At 68.0% G+C, this 25,401-nt stretch carries 24 protein-coding genes; 8 read left to right on the top strand and 16 right to left on the bottom strand.

Translation table 11 applies throughout. The annotated features are described in order from the left end of the window. Positions 1-160 precede the first annotated feature (160 nt). Complete coding sequence (locus tag ABD05_RS18645; RefSeq protein ID WP_047901635.1) at positions 161-1,714, top strand: sensor histidine kinase; 1,554 nt, start codon at positions 161-163, stop codon at positions 1,712-1,714. A gap of 134 nt (positions 1,715-1,848) precedes the next feature. On the opposite strand, the gene ABD05_RS18640 is transcribed toward ABD05_RS18645, so the two are convergent. From ABD05_RS18640 to ABD05_RS18630, 3 genes are all read right to left on the bottom strand, one after another. Continuing rightward, positions 1,849-2,235 carry a 2-hydroxymuconate tautomerase family protein gene (locus ABD05_RS18640; protein WP_047901634.1) on the bottom strand — a complete coding sequence of 129 codons (387 nt, stop codon included), beginning with the start codon at positions 2,233-2,235 and terminating at the stop codon, positions 1,849-1,851. 65 nt (positions 2,236-2,300) lie between these two features. Next, on the bottom strand, positions 2,301-2,804 hold the full coding sequence (locus tag ABD05_RS18635) for an aromatic-ring-hydroxylating dioxygenase subunit beta (protein ID WP_047901633.1): 504 nt from the start codon (positions 2,802-2,804) through the stop codon (positions 2,301-2,303). Continuing rightward, positions 2,801-4,084, bottom strand: a complete 1,284-nt coding sequence (locus ABD05_RS18630; RefSeq protein WP_047901632.1) for an aromatic ring-hydroxylating oxygenase subunit alpha — start codon at positions 4,082-4,084, stop codon at positions 2,801-2,803. Before ABD05_RS18630 ends, ABD05_RS18635 begins: the two co-directional genes overlap by 4 nt. A 138-nt stretch (positions 4,085-4,222) precedes the next feature. On the opposite strand from ABD05_RS18630, the gene ABD05_RS18625 reads away from it, so the two are divergent. The 4 genes from ABD05_RS18625 (at position 4,223) to ABD05_RS18615 (ending at position 6,752) form a co-directional block, all read left to right on the top strand. After that, positions 4,223-5,143 (top strand): LysR family transcriptional regulator, encoded by a 921-nt coding sequence (locus ABD05_RS18625; protein WP_047903641.1) that lies wholly within the window; start codon positions 4,223-4,225, stop codon positions 5,141-5,143. A gap of 245 nt (positions 5,144-5,388) precedes the next feature. Beyond that, the gene (locus ABD05_RS37700) at positions 5,389-5,610 is read left to right on the top strand and encodes a hypothetical protein (protein WP_141685073.1); all 222 of its coding nucleotides are present in this window, start codon (positions 5,389-5,391) and stop codon (positions 5,608-5,610) included. Positions 5,611-5,741: 131 nt separating this feature from the next. Further along, a complete protein-coding gene (locus ABD05_RS38725) occupies positions 5,742-6,506 on the top strand; it encodes a hypothetical protein (RefSeq protein WP_175804801.1) in 765 nt (254 codons plus the stop codon). 9 nt (positions 6,507-6,515) lie between these two features. Then, a complete protein-coding gene (locus ABD05_RS18615) occupies positions 6,516-6,752 on the top strand; it encodes a hypothetical protein (protein WP_047903640.1) in 237 nt (78 codons plus the stop codon). A gap of 180 nt (positions 6,753-6,932) precedes the next feature. Here the strand turns inward: ABD05_RS18615 and ABD05_RS18610 are convergent, their stop codons facing one another. The 3 genes from ABD05_RS18610 to ABD05_RS18600 form a co-directional block, all read right to left on the bottom strand. Then, positions 6,933-8,228, bottom strand: coding sequence for an IS701 family transposase (locus ABD05_RS18610; RefSeq protein ID WP_047903639.1), 1,296 nt, complete (start codon positions 8,226-8,228; stop codon positions 6,933-6,935). Positions 8,229-8,429: 201 nt separating this feature from the next. Then, on the bottom strand, positions 8,430-9,416 hold the full coding sequence (locus ABD05_RS18605) for a PDR/VanB family oxidoreductase (protein WP_047901630.1): 987 nt from the start codon (positions 9,414-9,416) through the stop codon (positions 8,430-8,432). Positions 9,417-9,637: 221 nt separating this feature from the next. Next, the gene (locus ABD05_RS18600) at positions 9,638-11,035 is read right to left on the bottom strand and encodes a spinster family MFS transporter (RefSeq protein ID WP_047901629.1); all 1,398 of its coding nucleotides are present in this window, start codon (positions 11,033-11,035) and stop codon (positions 9,638-9,640) included. Between the two features lie 410 nt (positions 11,036-11,445). Between ABD05_RS18600 and ABD05_RS18595 the strand changes: the two genes are divergently transcribed. After that, positions 11,446-12,564 (top strand): porin, encoded by a 1,119-nt coding sequence (locus tag ABD05_RS18595; RefSeq protein WP_047903638.1) that lies wholly within the window; start codon positions 11,446-11,448, stop codon positions 12,562-12,564. A gap of 47 nt (positions 12,565-12,611) precedes the next feature. Here the strand turns inward: ABD05_RS18595 and ABD05_RS18590 are convergent, their stop codons facing one another. Then, the gene (locus tag ABD05_RS18590) at positions 12,612-13,649 is read right to left on the bottom strand and encodes a LysR family transcriptional regulator (protein WP_047901628.1); all 1,038 of its coding nucleotides are present in this window, start codon (positions 13,647-13,649) and stop codon (positions 12,612-12,614) included. Continuing rightward, positions 13,646-14,620: an AraC family transcriptional regulator gene (locus ABD05_RS18585; RefSeq protein WP_047901627.1), complete on the bottom strand. Its 975-nt coding sequence runs from the start codon at positions 14,618-14,620 to the stop codon at positions 13,646-13,648. The genes ABD05_RS18590 and ABD05_RS18585 overlap by 4 nt, the downstream gene beginning before the upstream one ends. 149 nt (positions 14,621-14,769) lie before the next feature. Between ABD05_RS18585 and ABD05_RS18580 the strand changes: the two genes are divergently transcribed. Then, positions 14,770-15,876: an NAD/NADP-dependent octopine/nopaline dehydrogenase family protein gene (locus ABD05_RS18580; protein ID WP_047903637.1), complete on the top strand. Its 1,107-nt coding sequence runs from the start codon at positions 14,770-14,772 to the stop codon at positions 15,874-15,876. Beyond that, positions 15,873-16,883: a 3-hydroxybutyryl-CoA dehydrogenase gene (locus ABD05_RS18575; RefSeq protein ID WP_047901626.1), complete on the top strand. Its 1,011-nt coding sequence runs from the start codon at positions 15,873-15,875 to the stop codon at positions 16,881-16,883. The genes ABD05_RS18580 and ABD05_RS18575 overlap by 4 nt, the downstream gene beginning before the upstream one ends. Positions 16,884-17,005: 122 nt before the next feature. Here the strand turns inward: ABD05_RS18575 and ABD05_RS18570 are convergent, their stop codons facing one another. The 8 genes from ABD05_RS18570 to ABD05_RS18535 all read right to left on the bottom strand — a co-directional run bounded on the left by ABD05_RS18570 (position 17,006) and on the right by ABD05_RS18535 (position 25,337). After that, on the bottom strand, positions 17,006-18,349 hold the full coding sequence (locus tag ABD05_RS18570; protein ID WP_047901625.1) for an MFS transporter: 1,344 nt from the start codon (positions 18,347-18,349) through the stop codon (positions 17,006-17,008). A 166-nt stretch (positions 18,350-18,515) separates the two neighbouring features. Then, entirely contained in the window at positions 18,516-19,562 is a 1,047-nt protein-coding gene (locus ABD05_RS18565) for an ABC transporter substrate-binding protein (protein WP_047901624.1), read from the bottom strand. After that, the gene (locus ABD05_RS18560; protein ID WP_047901623.1) at positions 19,559-20,710 is read right to left on the bottom strand and encodes an NAD(P)/FAD-dependent oxidoreductase; all 1,152 of its coding nucleotides are present in this window, start codon (positions 20,708-20,710) and stop codon (positions 19,559-19,561) included. Before ABD05_RS18560 ends, ABD05_RS18565 begins: the two co-directional genes overlap by 4 nt. Then, entirely contained in the window at positions 20,703-22,142 is a 1,440-nt protein-coding gene (locus ABD05_RS18555) for an FAD/NAD(P)-dependent oxidoreductase (protein WP_047901622.1), read from the bottom strand. Before ABD05_RS18555 ends, ABD05_RS18560 begins: the two co-directional genes overlap by 8 nt. Continuing rightward, entirely contained in the window at positions 22,139-22,486 is a 348-nt protein-coding gene (locus ABD05_RS18550; RefSeq protein WP_047901621.1) for a (2Fe-2S)-binding protein, read from the bottom strand. Before ABD05_RS18550 ends, ABD05_RS18555 begins: the two co-directional genes overlap by 4 nt. Beyond that, on the bottom strand, positions 22,486-23,280 hold the full coding sequence (locus ABD05_RS18545) for an ABC transporter permease (protein ID WP_047901620.1): 795 nt from the start codon (positions 23,278-23,280) through the stop codon (positions 22,486-22,488). The genes ABD05_RS18550 and ABD05_RS18545 overlap by 1 nt, the downstream gene beginning before the upstream one ends. Then, on the bottom strand, positions 23,277-24,254 hold the full coding sequence (locus ABD05_RS18540) for an ABC transporter permease (RefSeq protein WP_047901619.1): 978 nt from the start codon (positions 24,252-24,254) through the stop codon (positions 23,277-23,279). The genes ABD05_RS18545 and ABD05_RS18540 overlap by 4 nt, the downstream gene beginning before the upstream one ends. Further along, complete coding sequence (locus ABD05_RS18535) at positions 24,255-25,337, bottom strand: ABC transporter ATP-binding protein (RefSeq protein WP_047901618.1); 1,083 nt, start codon at positions 25,335-25,337, stop codon at positions 24,255-24,257. Between the last annotated feature and the right edge of the window lie 64 nt (positions 25,338-25,401).

Below are 25,401 nucleotides of genomic sequence, written 5' to 3'. Positions count from 1 at the left end.
GGGCGGATAGGGTTCGATTGCGGGGCGGCATGCGTGCTGTGTTGAAAACGATATGCAGCACGACGATGCAGCCAGTCTAGAAACGCCGAAAACACGCAGCAATTGGTGCGTTGGGCCGTGCGACTGGTGACGTTCCGTGCCGGACTAAAGAAATCTTCAGATGCGATCGGCGCGCGCCGGTGCTATGTTGGGTTTCCGGCCGCGCGATGCCGCGCGCCTTCATCCGAATCCGATCATGAGTTTTCCCGACGAAGACGATTTCCACCGGCTGCTCGACGCGCTGACGACCTGCGTGCTGTTGCACGACGCGCAGACCAAGGCGATCGTGTGGGCGAATCGCGCCGCGTGCATCGCGCTCGGCTTTTCCGTCGAGGAACTGCTGCCGCTGAAGGCGCCGGACATGACGCGTCCCGAGCCGAAGTACCGGCGCGAGATCGGCGTGAGCGCGATGGACCGCGCGATCGTCGACGGGCCGCAGGTGTACGAGTGGTGCTACCGGTCGCGCACGGGCGTCGACATGCTGTCGGAGGCGATCGCCACCTATGTGCCGCTGCGCGGGCGCGATGTCGTGATGGTGCAGTTCCGCGACATCAGCGCGGAAGAAGCGATTCGCCAGCAACTGCGCCGCTACGAGGCGCGGCTGCGCGAGTTCATGCAGGATCTCGACGAAGGCGTCGCGGTCGTGTCGCCGCACGGCGGCGCGCAGTTCATCAGCGAGTCGGGGCGTCGCGTGCTCGGGCTTGCGCCCGACGAAGCGCTCGGCGAGGTGCTCGACTACTGCACCGAGGCCGATCGCGACCGGCTCGTCGCGCAGTTGCGCGATGCGCCGTCGACGTGTCCGTCCGAGCCGCAGCGCTACCGGATCGTGCGGCGCGACGGCTCGACGTGCTGGCTGCGCATCACGTGCCGGCAGGTCGAGATCGAAGGCGATCTCGACGGGCTGCTCGTACAGTTCCGCGATGTCAGCGACGAAGTCGCGATCGAGGACGCGCGGCGCGCCGAGGCGCGGATGCTCGAATACGCGGGCCGCTACAACGCGATGGGCGAGATGGCGACGGTGATCGCGCACGAACTGAGCCAGCCGCTCGCGGCCGTGCGCAACTTCATCGAGGGCGCGGTGCGACGGCTGAACGGCAACGGCGCCGTCGACGACACGATCTGGGGGCTGCGCAGCGCGGATCGGCAGGCCGAACATGCGGCGCTGATCATCAAGAGCGTGCGCGAATTCATCGTGAAGCGCGAGACGGTCGTCGCGGTTGCCGACCTGCGAGACATCCTTGCCGATGTCGCGTATTTCATCGAGTTGCGCGCGAAGGAGGCCGGCGTGACGGTCGCGATCGTGCAGGCCGATGCGCCGCTGCCGATCCGCTGCGAACGCGTGTTGATCGGGCAGGTGATTCTCAATCTCGCGTTCAACGCGATCGAAGCGTTCGCCGGCTGCGAGCGCGTGCCGCGCACGCTGACGCTCGGCACCGCGAACGTGGACGGGTACGCCGAGCTGCGCGCGATCGACAACGGCCCGGGCATCGCAGAAGGCGCGCACGACCGGCTGTTCGACGGCTTCTCGTCGTCGAAGGCCGGCGGCAACGGGATCGGGTTGTCGCTGTGCAAGAGCATCGTCACGCGCCACGGCGGCAGGATCGGCGCGAGCCCGGCCGACGGCGGCGGGCTCGACTGCCGCGTGACGCTGCCGCTCGCTGGTGAGCACGCGTAGCGGCTGCGACGCGTTACGGCAGGGCGGCGACGCGCGGTGTGGTGAGGCCCGGCGTATCGACACCCGATGTATCGACGCCCGATGTATCGACGCGCGGCGTGGCAAGGCCCGACGTATCGACGCCCGACCCATCGTCAGCGCCCCAGCGCCCGCGCGGTCTGGCCGCCGATGCCGAAGTCGGTGTTCGGAATGTCCTTGATGATCACGCGCGTCGCCTGCAGCGGCGCGTCGAGCACGTTCGCGCCGGCATCGGACAACGCGGCGATCAGCGCGCGTTTTTGTTCATCGGTGCGCCCGGCGATCAGGATCGCGACGATCACGGGCAGAGACGGCGGCGCGCCGTCCGCGGCACTGCGGCCGCCGAGGCCGAAGTGCGTCGCGGGCAGTTCGGTGAGCAGCACGCGCACGGATTCGACCGGCGCGCCGATCGCGTCGACGGTCGCACCGGTCAGCCGCACGATCAGTTCGGCCTTGCGGGCGTCGTCATGGCCGGCCGGCAGGAAAACTTCGAGTGTGGGCATGGTCGTCCGGAAAGGTGAAGGTTGCCGGTTCACCGTTGCACTTGCAGCGGCGAACCGGCCACGGCTTACAGCAGGAAACCGATCGCGCTGAGCGCTTCGGTCGAGTCGATCAGGCGCACGACCTTCTCGGCGATCCGCATCTCGCCTTCGGCATCGACGTGCAGCCGGTGCGTGACGTCGGCCGCGAACAGCGTCGCGACGCCGCGCTTGTACGCGACGACGACCTGCGCGGATTTCAGCTCGACGGTATCGGCGCTGCCGCTTTCCAGCGTGAAGCGCGACACGGTGCGCACCGTGCGTGCCGCGTCGGTCGCCGACGCCGAGTAACCGGATACCATCCGCTGCACGCGCTTCTCGCGCATGTCGTGGTCGTCGAACACGTAGTTCAGCGTCGCCGCGAAGTCGGTCGCGTCGGGATCGATCGGCACCACGTAGTGGCCGGCCGGATCCCACAGGTCGAGCCATGCGCGATAGTCGCGGCGGTCGAGCATCTCGGCTTCGCGCCACACGAATTCGACCGCGCGGGCGAAGGTTTGCTGCGAGAACAGGGCGTTGCGGTCGTCCATCATTGCTGCTCCATCATCTTGCGCCATTGCTGGTAGGCCTCGCGCATGCCGGTCTCGTCGGTCGCATGCGCGGTCTTTTCGCCGTTCGCGGCGGTCGTCTCGCGGTTCAGCCCGCGATTCACGAGGATCGGCACGTCGGGGCCTGCATGCGCGCCGCGCTGCACGCGCTCCCACGCTTCCGCGTCGTCGGGGCTGCCGAAGCCGAACGGGCCCTGGAAGTGCTCGTGGATGCGCAGCCGCTCGCGGTTCGCTTCGTCGGGGCCGCCGTCCATCGCGAGCGCGACGTGGCGGATCTCGGTTTCGTTCGCGGAGATCGGCCGCAGCACGCGGAAGAACGCCATCGACAACGCGAGGTTCGGGAACAGGTTCAGGTTGAAGCCGACACCCATCAGCGAGCGCACGATGCGGCGCACCTCGTCCGGCGCGTGGCGCTCGGCGAGCTTCGCCGCGAGCGGCGCGAAGCGCTCGGGCAGCGGCGCGCCGTCGTCCTCGTCGAGATCGATCAGCTCGGGCATCAGCACCGCGAGGCTGTGGCCGTTGCCGAGCCCGCGGCAGAACGCGTCCTCGCTCGTCATGAAGCTCGTGATCGCGGCGGCCGTCTCGTCGTCGATCGACTTCATCCACGACTTGTGCACGACCGGGAAGTGATAGAGGTCGGTCGTGTTCTCGAGCTGGATCTTCCAGTTGCCCTTGAACTTGAACTTGTGCTCGCCGTTCGCCTTGATCGGGTAGCCGGCGCCCTGCTTCATGAATAGGTCGATCCACGGCTTCGCGCCGCCGAGGAAATCGTCGAGCGGTTCGATGTCGTCGTTGAAGCTCGCGAAGATCAGCCCCTGGTACACGCCGACGCGCAGCTTCACGAGCGGCAGGTCGCCTTTCTCGCACACGCCTTCGTAGCCGTCGCCGTACGGCAGCGCGCGCAGCGTGCCGTCGAGCGCGTACGACCAGCTGTGATACGGGCACGTGAAGCCCTTCGCGTTGCCCTTGTGCGATTCGCACACGGTCGCGCCGCGATGGCGGCAGCGGTTCTGCAGCACGTTGATCTCGCCGGTCCTGTCGCGCACGACGATCACCGGCTGGCGGCCGATCGTCGTCGTGATGAAGTCGCCGGGCTGCGGCAGCTCGCTCTCGTGCGCGACCCAGATCCAGGTGCGGTAGAAGATGCGGTCGAGCTCGGCTTCGAACAGCGCCGGATCGTGATACATCGCGGGCGCGATGCGGTCGGGCTGCGCGAGACCGTGCAACGCGCGGGTATCGATCGTCTGATAGGGAATGTCGCTCATCGTTGTCGTGGGGAAGAGTCGCGAAATCGGGCCGCGCGGGGCGCGGTATCGAGAGACCAGTCTCGTCTTCCGCTACATATCCGTCAAATTGATCTAAAATTGGCGAGTCAATAAATACGGCAAATGATGGAGGCTACGATGACGTCGGTCGATCATCTCGATCTGAACCTGTTGCGCGTGTTCCAGGCGATCGTCGAGGAACGCAGCCTGACGAAGGCCGGCGAGCGGCTCGCGCTGTCGCAGCCGGCCGTCAGCTATTCGCTCGGCCGGCTGCGCACGCTGTTCGACGATCCGCTGTTCGTGCGCACGCGCTCGGGCATGCAGCCGACGCCGGTCGCGCTCGAACTCGCGAGCATCGTCGGCGAGGCGCTCGACATGGTGCGCGTGGCGCTGCGCTACGCGGAGCGCTTCGATCCGGCCACCAGCACGCGCACGTTCCGACTGTCGCTGTCGGACGCGGGCGAGATGGCGTACCTGCCGGCGATCTGCCAGGCGCTGCGCGAGCGCGCGCCGCGCGCGACGCTGAGCGTGCAGCCGATGCCGGTGGAGGAGATCGAGGAAGCGCTGCGCGCGAGCCGGCTGGATTTCGCGATCGGCAACCTGCCGGAACTGATGCCGCGCACGCGCCACCAGGTGCTGTTCGAGGAAACCTACGTGTGCATGACGGGCCGCCGGCGCGGGTTGCCGGCCGGCGCGGCGCTGAATCTCGAACAGTTCGTGCGCGCCGCGCACGTCAACGTGAAATCGGTCGAGCACAGCCACCACGCGCTCGACGACGCATTGCGCGCGCAGGGCGTGGGCCGCAACATTGCGCTCGAAGTGCCGCACTTCGTCGCGCTGCCGAGCGTGCTGTCGGTCACGGATCTCTATGCGACGCTGCCGAAGCGGCTCGCGCAGATCCTGAATCGCGACAACGCGTTCCGGCTTTACGACCTGCCCGTGACGCTGCCGCCCGCGCCGGTGACGATGCACTGGCACGAGCACTTCCATGAGGACGAGGGCAACGCGTGGATGCGCGCGCTGCTGGCCGAGATCGTCGAGCGTTTCGACGACGCGTGACAGCCGGGGTGCGTGCGGCGGGTGCCGCGTGAGCGCGTCAGAGATCGAGGACGAGCACCGCCGACCGCGCGCGCGACACGCAACAGCAGATCACCGTGTTGCTCGCGCGTTCGGCCTTGCTGAGGCAGTACTCTATCCATTGAGCTAAGGGCGCGCGGCGAAAAGTGCTGTGCTCACAATGACTTGCGAATTCCACAACCGGCCATCGACCACACCCTAAATCGGATGGGTGGCTGGTCTTCCGTATGGATTCCGTTCGTCATGAGCAAGAACAAGTCTGTGAATTCGATCATCGCGGCGGAAAGCCGATCGGTCCGTTCATCGCACAACGCTTGGAGAAAGGGTGGAGGGTTCCGGGCCTCGCCGCGAAGTTGCAAGCATCGCAGCAATGGCACGGCGAGCGCGTCGTTGAGGTGCGAGTTCGTGGTGCTGGCTGGTACGGCAACCGGTACAAGATGAAACCTTGATCCATCACGAGTACTCTGACCCGAAGCTGTCCGTCCTGACATTCCTGCTAATGTATCGGCTTCGATGTGCTGGGCGTGACGTTGAGAGAGCAACGTTATGTCCTGCGAAGCCGATGCGGAGAACGAGGTTCATGGCTTCAGTGACTATTGATCTGGGTTCTGGAAAGCGCGCTACGCTGACGCGTGCGGCAGGTTCAAACGGTGAAAGCCGGTCGGCAAGTCAACGCAGCGACGTGTCCGAATTGATGTTGCACTGGCCGAAGTATGCGGGCCTGACCGCGAACGCGTTGACATACCTTCGACAACTTGGCCTGGACGCGCTCCAAGGCACTCCGCTCGATGCGCTCAAGACCGCCATCGAAAATGGTCGTGTGACGGTGAAGATCGAACGAGAAGCGGTTGGTGGTGGTGGCGGTGCAGCAGGCGGTCATCCATCAACGCCACCATTCCCGCGAGCCAGCAGGCTTGCCAACGTCTCGCCCGTGGCCGCGCTGCCGGTAGACAAGCCGCTCCCGAGTTGGGCGACGCCCAGCGATGTGTCTGCGGGTGAACTTATGAGCTATTTGCAAAGTGTTGTTGCGGGCAGTGGTGCAGGTGGTGCGGCCGCGCTTGCGGGCGGCGCTGGCTTTGCTGATTCGACTTCGCTCAGTGAGGCATCGTCATTTGATTATTCGCCGGATGCCTTGGGAGACGCGGCTCAAGTCGCCGGGATCGACCGGGGCGATATGATGGCCTGCGACATCATCAAGGCAGAGTGCAAAGGCTCAGTGATGCGCGAGTTCCCGGGACAGTATCTGAATTCGACGCTCAACGAGATTCAAGGCGATGCGAGCGATGGCATCAAAGAGGCGCGCAAGGCGCTCAAGTTGCTCAACGATAACCGTTTCAAGAAATAGGTGCTCGATATGACCCGAAACACGTTGTTTGACCTGCTCGACCAGCTCGACTCCGCGAAGATTCACTACACCCTGAGCCGCAATCGATCCGATACGGTGTTGGTTTCGGTCACGGTGGTCGGGATGCGGGTGGAGGTGGATGTGTTCCGGGACGGGCACACCGAGGTTTGCATCTTTCGCGGTACGGAGGAGCCCACGGACGATGCCAATGCACTTGAACAGATCATCGAAGCGAATCGGGATTGATTGCCGAACGCCGCGCCCCAACCCATCGACGCAATGCGCTTGGGAGATGCGGGACGAACAGATCTACCGGCCTAGTCTTACTGTGTCAATAAATCAGCATTGGACACTGAACAAAACGGACATCGCTGGAGCCGGCGCGCGATGTAGGCGGAGATACGCCAGCGCAACGTGGTGATCGAATCAGCCACGTGGCGCTGCGCGCGCTGGGGACCCGCGTGGCACGTAATCCGAGGGTAAGGCAAATGGGTCGCGGATCGCGGAGTTTTTTTTACTGTCGCCTTGAATGAGGCGTTGAGCAACAAGAAACCCATAGGCAGCAATACACAACGATGCATGGTGATGGAATCCACACCAGCCACGGCCTTCGAAGTGTCCCAGGCCGAATTCCTGCTTGAGATCCTGATAATCCCGCTCGATACGCCAGCGCATCTTGGCAACATGAACCATGCGTTCGAGCGTCGTGTCTGGGGGCAAAGTCGAAAGCCAATATTTGAGTGGCTCCGGATCACCTTCGGGCCATTCGATCAGCAGCCATTCCTCATCGCGCAGTGTGGACCGCCAGTAATCGCGGTGTGAAGCACGCACGCGCACGGCGGCAAAGCGCGAACTGAGCGTGGCGCACGTGCCTTCGCGCCATATCACGTTGCGATAGCACGAGGCGTCGAGCGTCGATGCCAGATCCTTGACTCCAATCGGCTCATGTCCCGGCGCGCGCCGCAACAAGCTACGCGGCCGGCCCGATTTCCCCGCGGAGGGCTCAGGCGGTAGAGGAGCGGTGCCCGGCGCCCATACGCGCGTGTTCGAGCGAATCCCCACCGCATACTGCAGCCCGAGCTCGCTGACGGCCTCGCGAAACGACGTGTCGTCTCCATACCCTGCATCGGCCAAAACGACACCGTCGGGCGCGCCGCTTTGCCGTGCTTCGCGCAACTGCCCGGTCGCAATCGCCGGTTTGGTTGCAAACTCGATTTCCTCGGGCACGCCGGCTTTCTCTCGTCGAGCAGGATCGTCGCTCCATTCACGCGGCAGATACAGTCGATACGACACCGGTAGGCTCGCGTCTTCCGTCGCCACCGATAGACTCACCGCAACTTGGCAGTTGTCCTGCTTGCCCAACTGGCCGCAGTATTGCCGCGCTACGCCGACCGAATGCCTGCCCTTCTTGGGAAAACCCGTGTCGTCAATGATCCAGTACAACCCGCCAGCCGGGTCCATGTGCGGCAGCACCCAGCGCCGCACTTGCTCGAGCAGCGCCGTATCGGACCATTCCGACTTCGCCACGAAATGGTGCAGCGACTGGTGTCGCGCGCTTACACGTTCCGGTTCCAGATGTGCCGCCAGCGGCTCGACGCTCTTGCGCCGAATTGGCAGCATCAGCCCTTGGCAATAGCCCCTCAATCCTGAGTCGCGATCGTTATGCCCAAGCGCCTCACACAAATGTTCCAGATACGCCTCGAATGATGTCTCCCAGTCCATCATTCCTCACGCCATGGATGAAGAAGTTTCTATAATGGCATGAATTTATTGACACAGTAAGACTAGAAGGCTGATGAGAAATGACGGAAGGGCTTGCTGCGGCCGGACTGGCCCAAGAAACTCACGTACAATTTCCGTATGACTGTCCGTACACGTTTCGTATCAGACAGTCATATTGGCCGTAAGTCATTGTAGGGTGCGTCAGAGATCGAGAACCAGCACCGCCGAGCGCGCGCGCGACACGCAGCAGCAGATCACCGTGTTGCTCGCGCGTTCGGCCTTGCTGAGGCAGTGATCGCGATGATCGGGCTCGCCGTCGATGACGGGCACCATGCAGGTGCCGCACACGCCTTCGCCGCATGACGTGTCGACCTCGATGCCGATCCGCGCGAGCGCGTCGACGATCGACGTGTCGGGTGTGACGCGCACCGATTGTCCGCTGCGCTGAAGGCGCACTTCGAAGCCGTCGGCCGGGCCGGTGCTGGCGTTGGCATCGATGGTGGTGGTGGCCGGTTCCGCCGCGAAGCGTTCGAGATGGATCGAATCCTCGGGAATGCGCGTCGCTGCCGCCGCGACGACCGCATCCATGAACGGCCCCGGGCCGCACGTATAGACATGGGCGTGCGCATCGATCGATTCGACGCAGCGGCCGAGTTCCATCGCGAGCGCGTCGGGCTCGACACCATAGTGGAACGTCACGTGCGACGCGAACGGCTCGGCCGACAGTTCGTCGACGAATGCCGCGAGCTCGCGGCTGCGCGCGAAGTAATGCAACCGGTAGCGCGCGCCGCGCTTGTGCAGCGCATACGCCATCGACAGCAGCGGCGTGATGCCGATGCCGGCCGCGATCAGCACGTGTTCGCTCGCATCATCCGTCAGACGAAACAGGTTGCGCGGGCCGCCGATCGACAGCTCGGCGCCGACTGTCACGTCGTCGTGCAGCGAACGCGAGCCGCCGCGCGACTGCGCTTCCTTCTTGACCGCGAACAGGTAGCTGCCGCGCTCGTCGGGGTTGCCGCACAGCGAGTATTGTCGCGTGATGCCGGACGGTGCGGTGACGTCGATATGGGCACCCGGTTCGTACGCGTCGAACGGCTGGCCGTCGACGCGCGAAACCCGGAAACAGCGGATGTCCTGCGCCGCGTCGATCAGCGCGTCGATCCGGACCTGGTGGCGGTTCGCTTGCATGAAAAATTCCGTGGGGTAAGGGGAAGGCGGCGCGGCAGCAGATACCGCGCCGTCATGCGATCGAGAATAGGGATGGGCATCGCATAAATCAAATCGATTAAAAAGCGATGCTTGAATCAGTGGGATGGATAATTTCCGGTCGCCGGTCGCCGGTCGCCGGTCGCCGGTCGCCGGTCGCCGGTCGCCGGCGGCGATCAGCGATCAACGGTTAGCGCTTGCGATCAGCGCGCCGCGATCGCGTCGCCTGCATCGGCCGCCTGCGGCGCCTCCACCGATGCGTGACCGCGTTCGCGATCGAGGCTGCGGCGATAGTGCCGGCATCCGGCGGCGAGCAGCAGCGCGGCGAGCGTGGCCGCCGCGACGTTGACGATCGACATCGAATGGCCGACCGCGGCCGGCGCGCCGAACACGCGATCGGTGAACAGCGCGACGACGGTCGTGCCGATCCCGAGCGCGATCAGGTTCGACACGAGCAGGAACAGCGCGGAGATCTGCGCGCGCATCTGGTTCGGCGCGAGCGTCTGCATCGCAGCGGTCGACGTCGGCATCGGGAACGACGCGAAGAACATCGCGACGACGAGCATCGCGAGCGACGACGGCAGGTGGTCGAGCTGCGTGAACAGCGTCGCGGGGATCACCATGCACGTGGCGCCGATCGCGCCGGCACGCATCGGCGCATCGCTGCGGCCGCGCCGCAGCAGCCAGTCGTTGAGCCAGCCGCCGCAGAACACGCCGGCCGTGTTCGCGACCAGCAGCACGATGCCGAGCGTGTAGCCGGCTTCGACGGCCGTCATCCCGAAGCGGCGGATATAGAACGCGGGGGTCCAGCTCAGCAGGCAGTACAGCGTCATTGCGTAGCACGAGAAGCCGAGATAGTGGCACGCGAAGGTCGCGCGGTGCGCGCCGACGAAGCGCAGCGAATCGCGCATCGACACGCGCCGCACGGTGCCCGAGCGATCCTGCGCGAGCCCCTTGCGCTGCGGGTCGCGCACGGTCGCGGCGAACAGCAGCGCGACGAGCAGCCCCGGCAGCCCGACGATCAGGAACGTGACCTGCCACGCATGCACCTGCCCGACGACCGGCAGCGTGAACGCGCTCGCATGCTTGAGCAGCGCGATCACGTAGCCGCCGATCAGGAACGCGACGCCGCCGCCGATGAACGAGCCGAGCGAATACACGGCGATCGCGCGCCCGAGCTTTTCCTTCGGGAAGTAGTCGGCGAGCATCGAATACGCGCCGGGCGACAGCGCGGCCTCGCCGACGCCGACGCCCATCCGCGCGATGAACATCTGCACGAAATGCTGGCTGAGCCCGCACGCGGCGGTCGCGATACTCCACAGCGCGATGCCGATCGAGATGATCCGCGGGCGCGCGTAGCGGTCGGCGAGATACGCGACGGGCAGCCCCATCACCGCATAGAACAGCGAGAACGCGAAGCCGTTCAGCAGGCTGAACGGCGTATCGGACAGGTGCAGGTCGCGCTTGATCGGTTCGATCATCAGCACGAGGACCTGGCGGTCGACGAACGAAAAGACGTACGCGAGCATGCAGATGACGACGACATACCATTCGTACGTGTAGCGCTTGCCGTCGGCAGCGCGGGCCGTGAATGCGGACATGCGGATTCTCCAGGAGCGGGCGGTGGAAAAGCGCGGCAGCGGCCTTGCGGGCCGGGCGCCGTCGCGGCGCGAAAGCGTGCGGGTGGCACGACCGGAGACGCAGCGTAGTCGGCCAAATTCGGCCGCCATAGCCGGAGTGACAGCCGCGCCACACGGGCATTTACCGACCCGGATAAAGAAAACACCAGTGCCGTGCGCGCGGGCTGCCGCGCAGCGCACGTGCGGCGGGGCGCGCACGCATCATGCGGTGCATCTATAAGCGATATAGATCGTATTGCGTCGACGTCCGAAATTGTCGTTCCTAGACTCGGCCCGTTTTTCATTGGCTGCGTTGGCCGCTTGCGGCGAACGCGCTTCACACCATGCGGCGCGATGCCGACCGGCGCCGGCATTTCTACGGGACGACGAAAATGAACCATCCGAACGGGCGGGCCGACCGGCTTGCCGTGCCGCTTGCCGCGCTGCTCGCGTGCATCGCGCTGCCTGCATTCGCGCAATCGAGCGTGACGCTCTACGGCCGCGTCGACACCGCGATCGAATACGCGAACGCCGGGCCGAACCACGTGACGCGCATGGGCAGCGGCAACCTGTTCGCGACGCAGTGGGGGCTGAAGGGCGTCGAGGATCTCGGCGGCGGTTACGCGACGATCTTCAAGCTCGAGGACGGTTTCAACGCAGCGAGCGGCGCGCTGTCGAACAGCAGCGCGCTGTTCGGCCGCGAAGCGTGGGTCGGCATCACGGGGCCGTTCGGCGGCGTGCAGTTCGGCGAGCTCTACACGATCGTGCACACGACGCTCGTCACGTACAGCCTGCCCGGCCTCGGCGCGGGGCTCGCATGGGGCAACGCGACGAACAACTTCGTCGGGCCTGCGTTTCTGCGCGTGCGCAACTCGATGCGCTACACGTCGCCGCGCTATGCGGGCTTCATGCTGCGCGCGATGGCCGCGCGCGGCACGAACGGCGCGGCCGGGCAGCCGGCGACGCTGGGCGATACGTACGGCGCGGGCGTCAACTACGTGCGCGGCGGGCTGTCGGTCGACGTCGACTACATGCAGCAGAAGTTCAGCCCGGTTGCCGCGTCCAAGCTCGGCGATACGAGCCCGGCCGCGAACGGCAACTACACGGTCGGCGCGATTTCGTACGACTTCAACGTCGTGAAGGTCGCCGCGCTGTACCTGCGCCATCGCGGCGGGCCCGATGTCGCGACCGCGATCGACAGCCAGAGCGCGTATCCGCACAGCGACATCATCGAACTGAGCGCGACGGTGCCGATCGGGCGCGCGTCGCTGCTGCTGAGCGTCGGCCATTATCGGAAGGTCGCGGACAGCGAAGGCAATGCCGATTCGTACGGCATCCGTTTCGACTATCCGCTGTCGAAGCGCACGGTGCTGTACACGGGCGCCGCGATGGTGCGCAACGGTGCGCACGCGCGCTTCGTCGTCAACGGCGCGGCGGGCGGCGGCGTCGCGGTTGCGAAGCCGGGCGCGACCGCCAGCTCGATCGTCGCGGGCATCCTCACGTCGTTCTGATCGCCGCGACCTGGCCGGCCCGCGCCGGCCTGCGCCTGCATGCGTCGTCATGCGCAGGCCGGCGGCTGCGGCGCGAGCCATGCGTCGAACGGCGCCTGCTGGCCGATATTGAACAGTTCGAGCAGCAATGCGCGCAGCCAGCGGTGGCCGGGGTCCGCATCGAAGCGCCGGTGCCAGTACGCGTTGACGGCCCATTCACCGGCGCCGGCGATTTCGTACAGCGCGCACGGCTGCCGCGCCGCGAACGTGATCGCGATCGTCTCCGGCAGGATCAGTGCGTAATCGCCGTCCTGCAGCAGCGCGGGCACCACCATGAAATCGGGCAGCGCCGCGCGCACGCGCGGCATCAGCCCGTGCCGTTCGAGCAATTGCATCGACTGCGGATGCGACGTGACCGCGACGAAGCGCAATGCGTCGGGCGCCGCGCCGTCGAGCACGAAATCGTCGGGCAAAACGACGCGCTGCGCGGTGCGGCGCGGCATCAGCAGCACGCAGCGCTCGTGCAGCAGCGCGGCGCGCTGGAAGTGGCTCGACGCGTCGGCGAAATGCCCGAGCGCGAAATCGATGCGCCCCGATTCGAGCGCGACGTTCAACTGGCATTCGTCGACGTGCAGCGTCTCGATCACGGCGCCCGGTGCACGCTGGTCGAACGCAGCGAGCAGCGTCGGCAGGAACGCGCTCGCCGCGAAATCGCTCATGTGCAGGCGGAACACGCGCTGCGTGCTGTCGGGCGTGAAGCGCGAGCCTTCGTCGAGCACGTCCTGCAGGATCGCGAGCGCCTTGTCGACCGATAGCGCGAGCCGCTGCGCGCGCGGCGTCGGCTCGACGCCGGTGCCGGTGCGCACGAACAGCGCGTCGCGAAACATCAGCCGCAGCCGGCCGAGCGCGTAGCTGACGGACGGCTGCGTGACGCCGAGCCGCAGCGCCGCGCGGCCGACGTGCCGCTCCTCGTAGACCGCACGAAACGTCTTCAGCAGGTTGAGATCGAGATCCTGCACGCGCAGGCCGTCGGGTGCGTCGGCGTCGTGCGGCACGGGGTCGGCGCGAACCGGGGCCGCGGGGCGGCCGGTTGCGGGATGCGTCATCGTGGTTTCCTCGCGGTGACGGAAGGCGCTTGGCCGTAACGCCGCGCATACGCCTTCGCGAAATGACCGAAGCCATGGATGCCGTGCGCGATCAGCACGTCGGTCACGCTGCGCGCGTCGCCGCGTTGCAGCGCCGCGTGCACGGCGGCGAGCCGACGTTCGCGCACATATGCGGCCGGCGTGGTGTGCAGGAACGCGCGGAATGCGTGCTGCAGCGTGCGCGGCGCGACGCCGGCGACGGCCGCCAGCGCGGCGAGCGCGAGCGGTTCGCCGAGATGCGCGTCGACGTGGTCGCACGCGCGGCGCACAAGCGCGGGCAGCGGCGGCGTGCCGCGTGCGAGCGCGTCGCTGTGCGAGTGCGGCAGGTGCGTGAGCAGCAGCGACATCAGCCACGCGGTGAGGTCGGCACCGAAGGTTGTCGCGGCCGTGCCGATGCCCGGTTGCGCGCCGAGCCGGCACAGGTATTCGAACGTCGGCAGCACGAGCGCGGCGCCCGCGCCCGCGCCGCCGGCCGCGAGTTCGAACTGCAGCGGCCGCGTGAGCGTCGCCTGCAGCATGTCCTGCAGCTTGCGTTCCAGCGCGCCGCGTTCGAGCCGCAGCACGAGGTTGCGGCAATCGGGGCTCGTGCTCAATCGGCTCGCGAGCGCGGGCGACGACACGGTCAGTTCGCCGGGGCCGGCGCACGCGACGGCGCTGCCGGCCAGCAGCTCGCACGCACCGGCGAGCGTCAGCCTGAACAGGAAGTGATCGGCGTCGCCGCCGAAGTCGATGCGCGTTTCGCGGCCATAGCAGAGTTCGAGCAGCGCGCCGTGATGCAGCGGCACTTCGTACAGCTCCGCGCGAAACGGATCGCGGCCGCGCGCGGCCATCCGGTGCGGCCCGAGCCGGTGCGCGACCGCGCGTTCGACTTCGTCGGGCGCCTGCAGCGTGCCGAGCCGGTTCGGCGCATGGCGGGAAAGGGCAATGTCCATTCATGGGCCTCGTAGCGGATGCGTGGGCGCGGCTTCTTGCGCCGCGCCGCGATTGCGTTGCGCGAACGGGCGTGCCGTTGCGCGTTTTGAAGCGACGCGGCGGGGACGGCCGCGTAGTCTCGGAAACACTCGATCAACCGGAGACGACGATGAAGGTATGTGTACTGGGCGGTGGCCACGGCTGCCATGCGGCGGCCATCGACCTGCTCGAGAAGGGGCACGACGTGACGTGGTGGCGGCGCGATCGCGAGCCGCACGCGCGGCTGCGCGAACTCGGCACGTTGAACGTGACCGACTATCGCGGCAAGCGGCAAGTGCCGCTCGGCGATGCGCCGGGCGAGATCCGCCTGACCGACGATCTCGCAGCCGCGCTGCGCGGCGCCAGGCTCGTCGTGGTGCCGCTGCCGGCCACGTCGCACGACGCGCTCGCCGCGCAGGTCGCGCCGCTGCTCGAGGACGGCCAGGTCGTGTTCCTGCCGCCCGGCACGTTCGGCAGCTTGGTGTTCGCGCGTGCGGCGGCCGACGCCGGCAACCGTTCGCGCGTTGCGTTCGCCGAGACGGGAACGCTGCCGTACCTCGTGCGCAAGCACGGCGACAACGAGGTCGTGATCAGCGCGTATGCGACGCGGCTGCCGACCGGCGTGTTCCCCGCGAACGCGGCCGGCTGGGCGTTCGACGTGCTGCGCGCGGGTTATCCGTCGGTCGAGCCGGTCGAGGACGCGTTGTCCGGCGCGCTGATGAACGCGGGCCCCGTGATCCATCCGCCGCTGATCCTGATGAACGCCGGGCCGCTCGAACACTTCGACGCGTGGGACATCCACAACGAAGGCACGCAGCCGGCGATCCGTCGCGTAACGAACGCGCTCGACGCCGAACGCATCGCGGTGCGCGAAGCGCTCGGCTACCGTGCGCCGCATTTCCCGCTCGCGGATCATTACGCGGCCGAAGGCGACGAATGGATGTACGGGCGCGGCGCGCACGGCAAGCTGACCGATAGCGGCGACTGGCGCGAGAAGATCGATCTGCGCACGCATCGCTACATGCTCGAGGACACCCGGCTCGGGCTGTCCTTCATCGTGTCGTGCGGGCGCCGGGCCGGCGTGCCGACGCCCGTCGCGCAGGGGCTGCTGAGCATCGCGAGCGCGGTCGCAGTGCGCGACCTGTATGCGGAAGGTCGCACGCTGGAGCGGCTCGGGCTCGCGGCGTTGTCGACCGACGCGATGCGTGCGTTGCTCGACGCGGGGTACGCGGCATGAGCGCGGCCGCCGATGTGACGCGTGTGCATGTGCTCGGCGCAGGACGCATGGGGCAGGGGATCGCGCTCGTGTTCGCGTTCGCGGGCCTCGACGTGACGCTGGTCGACTTCAAGCCGCGCGACGCGGCCGGATGGCGCGCGTTCGAGGCTCGCACGCACGACGAGATCGGGCGGCCGCTGCACGCGCAGGTCGCGCTCGGCCGCATCGATGTCGCGCAGGCCGATGTGGTCGTCGCACGCATCGCGCTCGTCGCGCGGGACGATGCGGCAGATGCGGTGCGTCGCGCGGATATCGTGTTCGAGGCGCTGCCCGAAGTGCTCGACGCGAAGGCCGACGCGCTGCGCTGGCTCGGCGAGCATGTCGATGCGCATGCAACGATCGCGTCGACGACGTCGACGTTCGTCGTCACCGAGTTGCAGCGCCATGTCGCGCATCCTGCACGGATGCTGAACGCGCACTGGCTGAACCCCGCGCTGCTGATGCCGCTTGTCGAGATCAGCCGCAGCGACGCGACGGATCAGGTGGTGGTCGACCGGCTCGCCGCGCTGCTCGAACGCGTCGGCAAGAAGCCGGTGATCTGCGGGCCGGCGCCCGGCTATATCGTGCCGCGCATCCAGGCGCTCGCGATGAACGAGGCCGCGCGGATGGCCGAGGAAGGCGTCGCGAGCGCCGAGGACATCGACACTGCGATCCGCACCGGCTTCGGCCCGCGCTTCGCGGTACTCGGGCTGCTCGAATTCATCGACTGGGGCGGCTGCGACATCCTGTACTACGCGTCGAAGTACCTGGCCGGCGAGATCGGCCCGCGCTTCGCGCCGGCCGCGAGCGTCGTGCGCAACATGGAGGCCGGGCGCGACGGCGTGCGCACGGGCTTGGGGTTCCACGACTATGCGAACGTGGACGTGCCCGCGTACATGCGGCAGCGGCTCGGCGAATTCGCGCGGTTGCTCGATCACCTTGGGCTCGCGTCGGCGTTCGACGGTGCGCGGCGGGAGGGCGGCAACTAGGCGGCGCGTCGGGGCGGCGGGCGCGAGCGGTGGCACGCGCCGGGAACGGGCGTGCGGGCCGCCGCCGTGTTTGCCGCCCGCCGGTGCGGACTGGTCCGCTTGCGCGGAACGAAGCATGATGGTCACGCCGTGTCGCTGGCTGGTGCAGCGGGAGCGGCCCCCACGATCCGCGTTTCGCGCATCAAGCACAGCGTCGCGACGGTAACGAGGCCGAGCGCGACGAGGAACAGCGACACCGGCCACGACGCGTGATAGCGCGCAAGGAGCGCAGTCGCGATCAGCGGCGACATCCCGCCCGCGAAGATCGATGCGACTTCGTGCCCGAGCGCGACGCCCGAGTAGCGTACCTCGGTGCTGAACAGCTCGCCGACGAGCGCGGGCAGCGTGCCGATCATCGCGCCGTGGCTCACGGCCGTGCCGATCGTCAGCGCGAGCCAAACGAGCGGCGTCGCGCGCGTGTCGAGCAGCCAGAAGAACGGAAACGCGCACGCGACGAGGCTCAGCGCGCCGATCAGGTACACGGGCTTGCGGCCGATCCGGTCGGACAGCCGGCCCCACGCGAGCATTGCGCCCATCTCGACGATCATCGCGATCATCACGCCGGTCAGCATCACGCCGTTCGGGATGCCGACGTACTTGCCGTAGACGAGCGAGAACGCGAGGAAGATATACGCACCGCCGTTCTCGGCCACGCGCAGCCCCATCGCGAGCAGGATTTCCTTCGGGTGGCGGCGGATGCATTCGACGATCGGCAGATGCGTGTGCGCGCCGCGCTTGCCCGCCTGCTCGAAGTCGCGGCTTTCCGGCAGATGGCGGCGGATATAGATGCCGATCGCGAAGATGGCGATGCTCGCGAGGAACGGCAGCCGCCAGCCCCACGTGCGGAACGCGTCGTCCGGCAGCGCCTGCGCGGCGAGAAACGCGGCCGACGACAGCACGAAGCCGCCGCCCACGCCGAGCTGGCTCCACGCCGCGTAATAGCCTCGCTGCTCGGGCGGCGCGTTCTCGCTGATCATCAGCACGCCGCCGCCCCATTCGCCGCCGGACGCGATGCCTTGCAGCAGGCGCAGCACGACGAGCGCGGCCGGCGCCCACAGGCCGACCTGCGCGTAGGTCGGCAGCAGGCCGATCGCGAAGGTCGACGCGCCCATGATCAGCAGCGTCCATACGAGCGACGCCTTGCGCCCGTAGCGATCGCCGACGTGGCCGAACACGATCCCGCCGAGCGGCCGCGCGACGAAGCCGAGTGCGAACGCCGCGAACGCGGCGAGGCTGCCCGCGAGCGGCGACGCGCCGGGCGGGAAGAACACGTGGCCGAACACGAGCGCCGCGGCCGTGCCGTACACGAAAAAGTCGTACCACTCCATCGCGTTGCCGGCGACGGAGGCGATGACGATCCGGCGAAGCTGCCGGTCGGCGAGCGGCCGGGCGGCGCTCGGGGACTGCACGGTGTCGGTCGGGTACATGGCGGACTCTGAAGGGGGAGGCGGGCGCGTGCCGTCTGTGCAGCACTGCGGGCTAGTGTTGTCGGCACCGCCTTCCCGGTCAAATCCGCAGAAAAAGGGGAGTGTCATCACTCCCGCAAATGATGGTCATGCGGCGCGCGGCCGTGCCCGCGCGCCCGGCATGCCGTTACCGCTCGATCTGCCGGTTCCAGCGCGTATCCCATTGCGCGCGGCGCGCGTTGATTGCGGCCCAGTCGACCACCGTCACCTTGCGCACCAGGTCGTCGACATTGCCGAGGCTCTGCTGCATCGCGGCGGGCATCTTCGCGAGACGGTTGGTCGGGATCTGCTTGCCGGCCTCGGCGGCCTTCGTCTGCGCGGGCGCGGACAGCAGGAACTGCGCAAGCTTCTGCGCAAGCTGCGGATCGGGATTGTTCGCGACCACGCACAGGTCGACGAGCAGCAGCACCGGGCCTTCCTTCGGGTTCGCATACGCGACGGGAATGCCCTTGTCCTGCAGGTCGCCGACGCCGGTCGGCGTCAGCGGGAACAGGCCGGCTTCGCCGGTCTGCACCATCTCGGAGATCTTCGCCGAGTTCGGGATGTATTCGACGACGTTCGGCCCGACCGTGCTCGCCCACTTGCTGAAGCCGGGTTCGACGTTCTGCTCGCTGCCGCCGAGCAGCCGGTTGATCGCGAGGAAGCCGTGCAGCCCGAACGTGCTGCTCGACGCCGACTGGAACACGACCTTGCCCTTGTATTTCGGATCGGCGAAATCCATCCACGACGTCGGCGGCGCCCAGCCTTTCTCCGCGAACAGCTTCTTGTTGTACGCGATGCCGGTCATCCCGAGCTGCACGCCCGCGCCGACGTCGTCCTTCATCCGCGCGAACGGGTACAGCTCCTTCAGCACCGGCGAATCGTCGAGCTTCTGGCACACGCCGAGGCTGACCGCGCGCGCCATCACGCCGTCGTCGAGGAACGCGACGTGGATCTGCGGCTTGTTGCGGTTCGCGAGCAGCTTCGCGAGCACGTCCGACGACGTGCCGGGCACGACGACGACCTTCACGTTGTTCGCTTTCTCGAAGTCGGGCAGCACCTGGCTCGTATAGGCCTTTTCCATCGGCCCGCCGTTCATGCCGATGTAGATCGTCTTCGTTTGCGCGAACGCGGGTGCGCTGGCGCCCGCGATGCAGAGTGCGGCTGCGGCCGCGATCGTACCGAGCAGTTTCATCGAGAGGTCTCCTCTTGGGGGAAAGGGGCGGTCGGCGCGGCTTGGCGGAAGAAGCGGCCGATCGAGAATGCATCGAGTGGCGTGGCGGTTTCGCCGGTCGTGACGAGATCGGCGAGCACGTCGCCGACACCGGGCGCGAGCAGGAAACCGCCGCCGGAGAAACCGAACGCATGCAGCAGGTTCGGCGTCGTGCGGCTCGCGCCGATGATCGGGTTGTGGTCGGGCGTGCAGCCTTCGACGCCGCTCCACGTGCGGATCAGCAGCGCGTCGCGCAGCGCGGGCAGCAGCGCGCACGCGTCGCGCATCACCGCGTGCGTCGTATCGACCGACGGCTGGCCGAATTCGCCGTCGCCACGGCCGCGCCCGCCGCCGATCACGCAGTTGCCGCGCGCGACCTGCCGCGCGTAGACGCCGCCGCCGTACACGCCGAGGTTGTGCGTGATGAACGGCGGCAGCGGTTCGGTCACCCACATGTTCGGGTAGATCGGCTCCATCGGCACGGCTTCGCCGAAGCGTTCGGCGATCGTGTTCGCCCACGCGCCGGCTGAATTGATCAGCCACGTCGCGGTGCATGCGCGGCCACCCGCTTGAAAGTGGAAGCGCGTGCCGTCGTGCCGGACGTCGTCGACCGGTGTGTGCTCGAACACGTCCGCACCCGCCGCGCGGGCCGCGCGCGCGAACGCGGGCGACACGACGCGCGGGTTCGCATGGCCGTCGGTCTCGCACAGCGAGCCGCCGAGCGCCGCGCGGCCGAGCCACGGATAACGACGGCGGAATGCATCGCCGCGCATCACCTGCAGCGGCAGGCCGTGCTCGCCGGCAAGCGCGGCATACGCATCGAGCGCGTCGAGATCGGCGTCGCTGCGCGCGAGCCGCAAGTGCCCCGACACGACGAATTCGCCGTCGATGCCGATCAGCTCGGGCAGGCGATCCCAGATGCGCCGTGCGCGCAGCGCGAGCGGCAATTGCTCGGCGGGCCGACCCTGGCAGCGCACGCCGCCGTAGTTCACGCCGCTTGCCTGCGCACCGCAGTCGCGCCGCTCGAACAGCCCGACGCGCAGGCCGCGCCGCGTCAGCGCAAGCGCGGCCGATGCGCCGACAAGGCCGCCGCCGACGATCGCGACGTCGTAATGACGGGCATCACTCATCGCGCGCCTCGTCGGGAATCGCCGCGACGTCGTCGCCCGCGAGCGCGGCCGAGATCGGGAACGGCTTCACCGGCGGTTGCGCGCGCAACCGGCCGACGTCGGCGAGCGGGCGGCCGGTTTCGGCGGCCAGCACGAGCGCCGCCGCGTCGCCGCACATGCGACCCTGGCAGCGGCCCATCCCGACGCGCGTCAGCGCTTTCAGCCGGTTGAGTTCGGTCGCCGCGCCACCACGGATGCAGCGGCGCAGCGTGCCCGCGTCGATCTCCTCGCAGCGGCATACGATCGTGTCGTCGGGGCAGTGTGCGATCTGCTCGACAGGCGGCGCGAATGCCGCTTCGAGGCCCGCACGGAACGCGCCGATGCGCGCGAGCGTGCGTTCGAGTGTCGCCGCATCGGGTTTGGCGGACGGGGATGGCGATGGCGACGCGATGCCCGCATCGTCAAGCAACGCGAGCGCCGCGCGCCGGCCCGACGCTTCGGCCGCGTCGGCGCCCGCGATACCCGCGCCATCGCCCGCGACGTAAATGCCGTGCACCGATGTGCGGCCGGCCGCGTCGCGCTCGGGCAGCCATGCGCGGTTGACCGGATCGAAACCGAACCGGCAGCCGGCGAGATCGGCGAGCTGCGTTTCCGAACGCAGGCCGAAGCCGAGGCCGAGTGCATCGCAGTCGAGCACGCGCGGCTGCGCATCGTCACCGGCCGCGCGCCACGCGAGCCCCGTCACATGGTGTTCGCCGAGCACGCGTTCGAGCGTGACGCCCGTTTCGATCGCGACGCCATGCGCGCGCAGCCAGCCGATGTAATAGAGCCCCTTCGCGAAGGTCGACGGCATGCGCAGCAGCGCGGGAGTGGCGGCAGCCTGGCGGCGCAGCGGGCTCGTGTCGAGTACGGCCGCGACCTGCGCGCCAGCCGTTGCATACTGATATGCGACGAGATAAAGCAGCGGCCCCGTGCCCGCGAACACGATGCGCCGGCCGATCGCGCAGCCCTGCGCCTTCAGCGCGACCTGCGCGCCGCCGGGCGTATAGACACCCGCGAGCGTCCAGCCGGGCACGGGCAGCATGCGGTCGGTCGCGCCGCTCGCGACGATCAGGTGCGAGAACGGCACGGTAATTTCGCGGCCGTCCTGCAGCGTATCGACGCGGCCCGCGCCGCATGCCCACGCGAGCGTGTTCGGCCGGTAGTCGACGTGAGGCAGAAGCGCGGCCATCGTCCGGTGCACGGCGTCGGCTTTCGCGGCTTCGAATCCGTACAGCGTGCGCTTGCCGCGCGCGAAGCCGCCGTCGGCCGGCGGTTGACGATAAATCTGCCCGCCCCAGCGTGCGTTCTCGTCGATCACGACGGGGCGCAGCCCCGCGTCGACCAGCGCCTCGGCCGCGCGCACGCCGGCCGGCCCCGCGCCGACGATCACCGGTTGCAATGCATCGCTCATTGCGTGTCTCCGGTCGCGGCCGGTTGAACGGCGGTGAGAATCCGCATGCCTTCGACGATCGGCGTCGAGCATGCGCGTACGCGCGCGCCGGCCTCGGTGCGCACCCAGCAGTCCTGGCACGCGCCGATCAGGCAGAAGCCCGCGCGCGGCTGGCCGCTGAATTCGCTGATGCGCACGCGGCGCTGCGCGACGAGGATCGCGGTGAGCACGGTGTCGCCGGCGAGCGCCTGCGCGGGGCGGCCGTCGAGCGTGAACGCAACGGCGGCGCGCTCGCGCTCGGCAACGCGCACGAACTGCGCGCCGTCGGCCGGGTCGCTAGGGGAACGGGAAACGGGAGTCGACATCAGTGTTGACCGATCAGGATGCGGTTCAGGCCGTACACGCGATCGAGCAGCAGCATCGCGCCGGCGGTGATGAAGATGACGAGCGCCGACACCGACGCCATCATCGGGTCGATCGATTCGGTCGCGTACATGTACATGCGCACGGGCAGCGTGACCGTCTGCGGCGACGTGACGAAGATCGACATCGTCAGCTCGTCGAAGCTGTTGATGAACGCCAGCAGCCAGCCGCCCGTGATGCCGGGCACGATCATCGGCAGCGTGATGCGGCGGAACGTCGTCCACGGGTCCGCGCCGAGCGAGCACGCGGCCTGCTCGATGCTGCGGTCGAGGCCCGCGACCGACGCGAGCACGAGCCGCATCACGAACGGCGTGATGACGATCATGTGCGCGAGCACGAGCCACGCGAACGAGCCGGTCGCGCCGATCAGCGCGAAGAAGCGCAGCAGCGCGATGCCGAGCACGAGGCCGGGGATCACCAGCGGCGACAGCAGCAGGCCGTTCAGGAACGCGCGGCCGGGAAACGCCGCACGGCCGATGGCAAGTCCTGCCGGCAACGCGATCGCGAGCGACAGCGTCGCCGACGCGAACGCGAGCTTCAGGCTGTTGAAGAACGCGGTGACGAAGTCGGGATAGTCGAGGATCGCGCGGAACCAGCGCAGCGACAGCCCGTGGGTCGGCAGCGTCAGCGTTTCGTCGGGCGTGAACGCGACCAGCACGACGATCGCGAGCGGCGCGAGCACGAACAGCATCACGAGCGTGTGGAACGCGAGGGCGAAGGGGCCGTTCTTTCTCATCGGGATGCGCCTCCGAGGCTGCGCGCGTAGCGGCGTTCGAGCACGCGGTAGTAGGTGAGCATCACGACGAGGTTCGCGACCAGCAGCAGCACCGCGATCGTCGCGCCGAGCGGCCAGTTCAGCGAGCCGAGGAATTCGTCGTAGACGGCCGTGGCCGCGACCTTCAGCCGGCGTCCGCCGAGCAGGCCGGGAATCGCGAACGCGCTCGCCGACAGCCCGAACACCATCAGGCTGCCCGACAGCACGCCCGGCATGAGCTGCGGCAGCACGATGCGGCGCAGCGTCGTGAACGGCGACGCGCCGAGCGACAGCGCCGCGTGCTCGGTCTGCGGATCGAGCCGCTGCAGCGCGGTCCACACCGGAATCACCATGAACGGCAACATCACGTGCACCAGCGCGATCACGATCGCGAAGGTCGTGTATTCGAGCTTGTACGGCCCGAGGCCGGCGAGCCCGAGCGCCTGGTTCACGAGCCCGCTCGTGTTCAGCAGCATGCTCCAGCCGAACGCGCGCACGACGACCGACACGAGCAGCGGCGCGAGGATCGCGAGCAGGAACAGCGAGCGCCACGGGTCGCGCATCTTCGACAGCACGTACGCTTCCGGTGTGCCGATCGCGACGCAGATCGCGGTCGTCAACGCGGCGATGCCGAACGTGCGCGCGAAGATCGTGTGGAAGTACGACGAGCCGAGCACTTCCGCGTAGTTGCCGAACTGGAGCGCGGCGATCGGCCCGGTGGCCGGGTCGTAGCGGTAGAACGTCAGCACGAACGTCATCGCGAGCGGCACGAGCACGAGCGCGGCGAACAGCACGAACGCGGGCGCGCACATCAGCCACAGCGGCGCATGCGCGCGCCAGGTTGCGCGCAGCACGCGTCCGGTGGCGGCGCGTGCCGGCACGGCATCAGGCGCGACGGCCCGCGCGAGGCCGGCCGTCGCGCCGTCGGTGGGCAGCGGGCGGGAAGGCTGTCGCATTCAGGCCTCCCGGCGCATCACGCGCACCGCGTCGCTGTGCCAGTCGATGCCGACCGGCGCGCCTTCCGCGAGCGGCTCCGCGCCTTCGTTCTGGCAGCACACGAGCACTTCGCCGAGCGCGCTGTCGACGCGGTACAGCCACTGGCTGCCGAGGAAGAAGCGGCTCGTGACGGTCGCGGCGAAGCGGCCCGCATCGGGCGCGCACAGCCGCAGCTTCTCGGGACGGATGCAGACCGACACCGCGTCGCCGACGCGCATGTCGCGCTCGCGCGGCGGCAGGTGCGCAGTGCGCCCGGTCTCGGCGAGATCGTGACCGAGGTCGATGCGGATCGCGTCGCCGTCGTGCGCGACGACGGTGCCCGGCAGCAGGTTCGCCTTGCCGATGAACTGCGACACGAAGCGGTTTTCCGGGCGCTCGTAGGCCTGGTACGGCGTGTCGATCTGCGTGACGCGGCCGGCTTCCATCACGACCACGCGATCGCTGATCGACAGCGCTTCCGATTGATCGTGCGTGACCATGATCGTCGTCGTGCCGATCTTGCGCTGGATCGCGCGCAGTTCGAACTGCATGTCCTCGCGCAGCTTCGCGTCGAGGTTCGACATCGGTTCGTCGAGCAGCAGCACCGGCGGCTCGATCACGACCGCGCGCGCGATCGCGACGCGCTGCCGCTGGCCGCCCGACAGCTCGCGCGGAAAGCGGTGCGCGAGCGTATCGAGGCGCACGAGCGCGAGCGCCGCGCGGATGCGTTCCGCGCGCTCGGCCTTGTCGACGCCGCGCATGTCGAGGCCGAAGCCGACGTTTTCCGCGACGCTCATGTGCGGAAACAGCGCATAACTCTGGAACACGATGCCGAGCCCGCGGCGGTTCGGCTTCAGGTGCGTGATGTCCTGCCCGTCGAGCGCGATGCGGCCACGCGTGACGTCGACGAAGCCGGCGATCATCTGCAGCGTGGTGGTCTTGCCGCAGCCCGACGGCCCGAGCAGCGACACGAATTCGCCTTGTTCGACCGACAGGTTGACGTCGGCGACGGCGGTGAGCTCGCCGAAGGTTTTCGTCAGATCCGTAAGCGTGAGAAACGACATGAGGAGCTCCGGGTTCGCACACCGCGTAGCCGGTGCGCCAATGACGCGGACTCTAGCCAGCCAT

The organism is Burkholderia pyrrocinia, from assembly GCF_001028665.1.
Lineage (GTDB): Bacteria > Pseudomonadota > Gammaproteobacteria > Burkholderiales > Burkholderiaceae > Burkholderia > Burkholderia pyrrocinia.
This window is presented reverse-complemented; position numbering and strand designations above follow the sequence as displayed.

What these genes read in the sequence shown, in the direction of transcription:
- ABD05_RS18595 (WP_047903638.1), top strand. Translation starts at nt 11,446, where the DNA reads ATGAACCATCCGAACGGGCGGGCCGACCGGCTTGCCGTGCCGCTTGCC.
- ABD05_RS18585 (WP_047901627.1), bottom strand. Translation starts at nt 14,620, where the DNA reads ATGGACATTGCCCTTTCCCGCCATGCGCCGAACCGGCTCGGCACGCTG.
- ABD05_RS18550 (WP_047901621.1), bottom strand. Translation starts at nt 22,486, where the DNA reads ATGTCGACTCCCGTTTCCCGTTCCCCTAGCGACCCGGCCGACGGCGCG.
- ABD05_RS37700 (WP_141685073.1), top strand. Translation starts at nt 5,389, where the DNA reads ATGGATTCCGTTCGTCATGAGCAAGAACAAGTCTGTGAATTCGATCAT.
- ABD05_RS18590 (WP_047901628.1), bottom strand. Translation starts at nt 13,649, where the DNA reads ATGACGCATCCCGCAACCGGCCGCCCCGCGGCCCCGGTTCGCGCCGAC.
- ABD05_RS18560 (WP_047901623.1), bottom strand. Translation starts at nt 20,710, where the DNA reads ATGAGTGATGCCCGTCATTACGACGTCGCGATCGTCGGCGGCGGCCTT.
- ABD05_RS18545 (WP_047901620.1), bottom strand. Translation starts at nt 23,280, where the DNA reads ATGAGAAAGAACGGCCCCTTCGCCCTCGCGTTCCACACGCTCGTGATG.
- ABD05_RS18570 (WP_047901625.1), bottom strand. Translation starts at nt 18,349, where the DNA reads ATGTACCCGACCGACACCGTGCAGTCCCCGAGCGCCGCCCGGCCGCTC.
- ABD05_RS18540 (WP_047901619.1), bottom strand. Translation starts at nt 24,254, where the DNA reads ATGCGACAGCCTTCCCGCCCGCTGCCCACCGACGGCGCGACGGCCGGC.
- ABD05_RS18600 (WP_047901629.1), bottom strand. Translation starts at nt 11,035, where the DNA reads ATGTCCGCATTCACGGCCCGCGCTGCCGACGGCAAGCGCTACACGTAC.
- ABD05_RS18610 (WP_047903639.1), bottom strand. Translation starts at nt 8,228, where the DNA reads ATGGACTGGGAGACATCATTCGAGGCGTATCTGGAACATTTGTGTGAG.
- ABD05_RS18565 (WP_047901624.1), bottom strand. Translation starts at nt 19,562, where the DNA reads ATGAAACTGCTCGGTACGATCGCGGCCGCAGCCGCACTCTGCATCGCG.
- ABD05_RS18535 (WP_047901618.1), bottom strand. Translation starts at nt 25,337, where the DNA reads ATGTCGTTTCTCACGCTTACGGATCTGACGAAAACCTTCGGCGAGCTC.
- ABD05_RS18575 (WP_047901626.1), top strand. Translation starts at nt 15,873, where the DNA reads ATGAGCGCGGCCGCCGATGTGACGCGTGTGCATGTGCTCGGCGCAGGA.
- ABD05_RS18555 (WP_047901622.1), bottom strand. Translation starts at nt 22,142, where the DNA reads ATGAGCGATGCATTGCAACCGGTGATCGTCGGCGCGGGGCCGGCCGGC.
- ABD05_RS18625 (WP_047903641.1), top strand. Translation starts at nt 4,223, where the DNA reads ATGACGTCGGTCGATCATCTCGATCTGAACCTGTTGCGCGTGTTCCAG.
- ABD05_RS18640 (WP_047901634.1), bottom strand. Translation starts at nt 2,235, where the DNA reads ATGCCCACACTCGAAGTTTTCCTGCCGGCCGGCCATGACGACGCCCGC.
- ABD05_RS18630 (WP_047901632.1), bottom strand. Translation starts at nt 4,084, where the DNA reads ATGAGCGACATTCCCTATCAGACGATCGATACCCGCGCGTTGCACGGT.
- ABD05_RS18635 (WP_047901633.1), bottom strand. Translation starts at nt 2,804, where the DNA reads ATGATGGACGACCGCAACGCCCTGTTCTCGCAGCAAACCTTCGCCCGC.
- ABD05_RS38725 (WP_175804801.1), top strand. Translation starts at nt 5,742, where the DNA reads ATGGCTTCAGTGACTATTGATCTGGGTTCTGGAAAGCGCGCTACGCTG.
- ABD05_RS18580 (WP_047903637.1), top strand. Translation starts at nt 14,770, where the DNA reads ATGAAGGTATGTGTACTGGGCGGTGGCCACGGCTGCCATGCGGCGGCC.
- ABD05_RS18615 (WP_047903640.1), top strand. Translation starts at nt 6,516, where the DNA reads ATGACCCGAAACACGTTGTTTGACCTGCTCGACCAGCTCGACTCCGCG.
- ABD05_RS18645 (WP_047901635.1), top strand. Translation starts at nt 161, where the DNA reads ATGCGATCGGCGCGCGCCGGTGCTATGTTGGGTTTCCGGCCGCGCGAT.
- ABD05_RS18605 (WP_047901630.1), bottom strand. Translation starts at nt 9,416, where the DNA reads ATGCAAGCGAACCGCCACCAGGTCCGGATCGACGCGCTGATCGACGCG.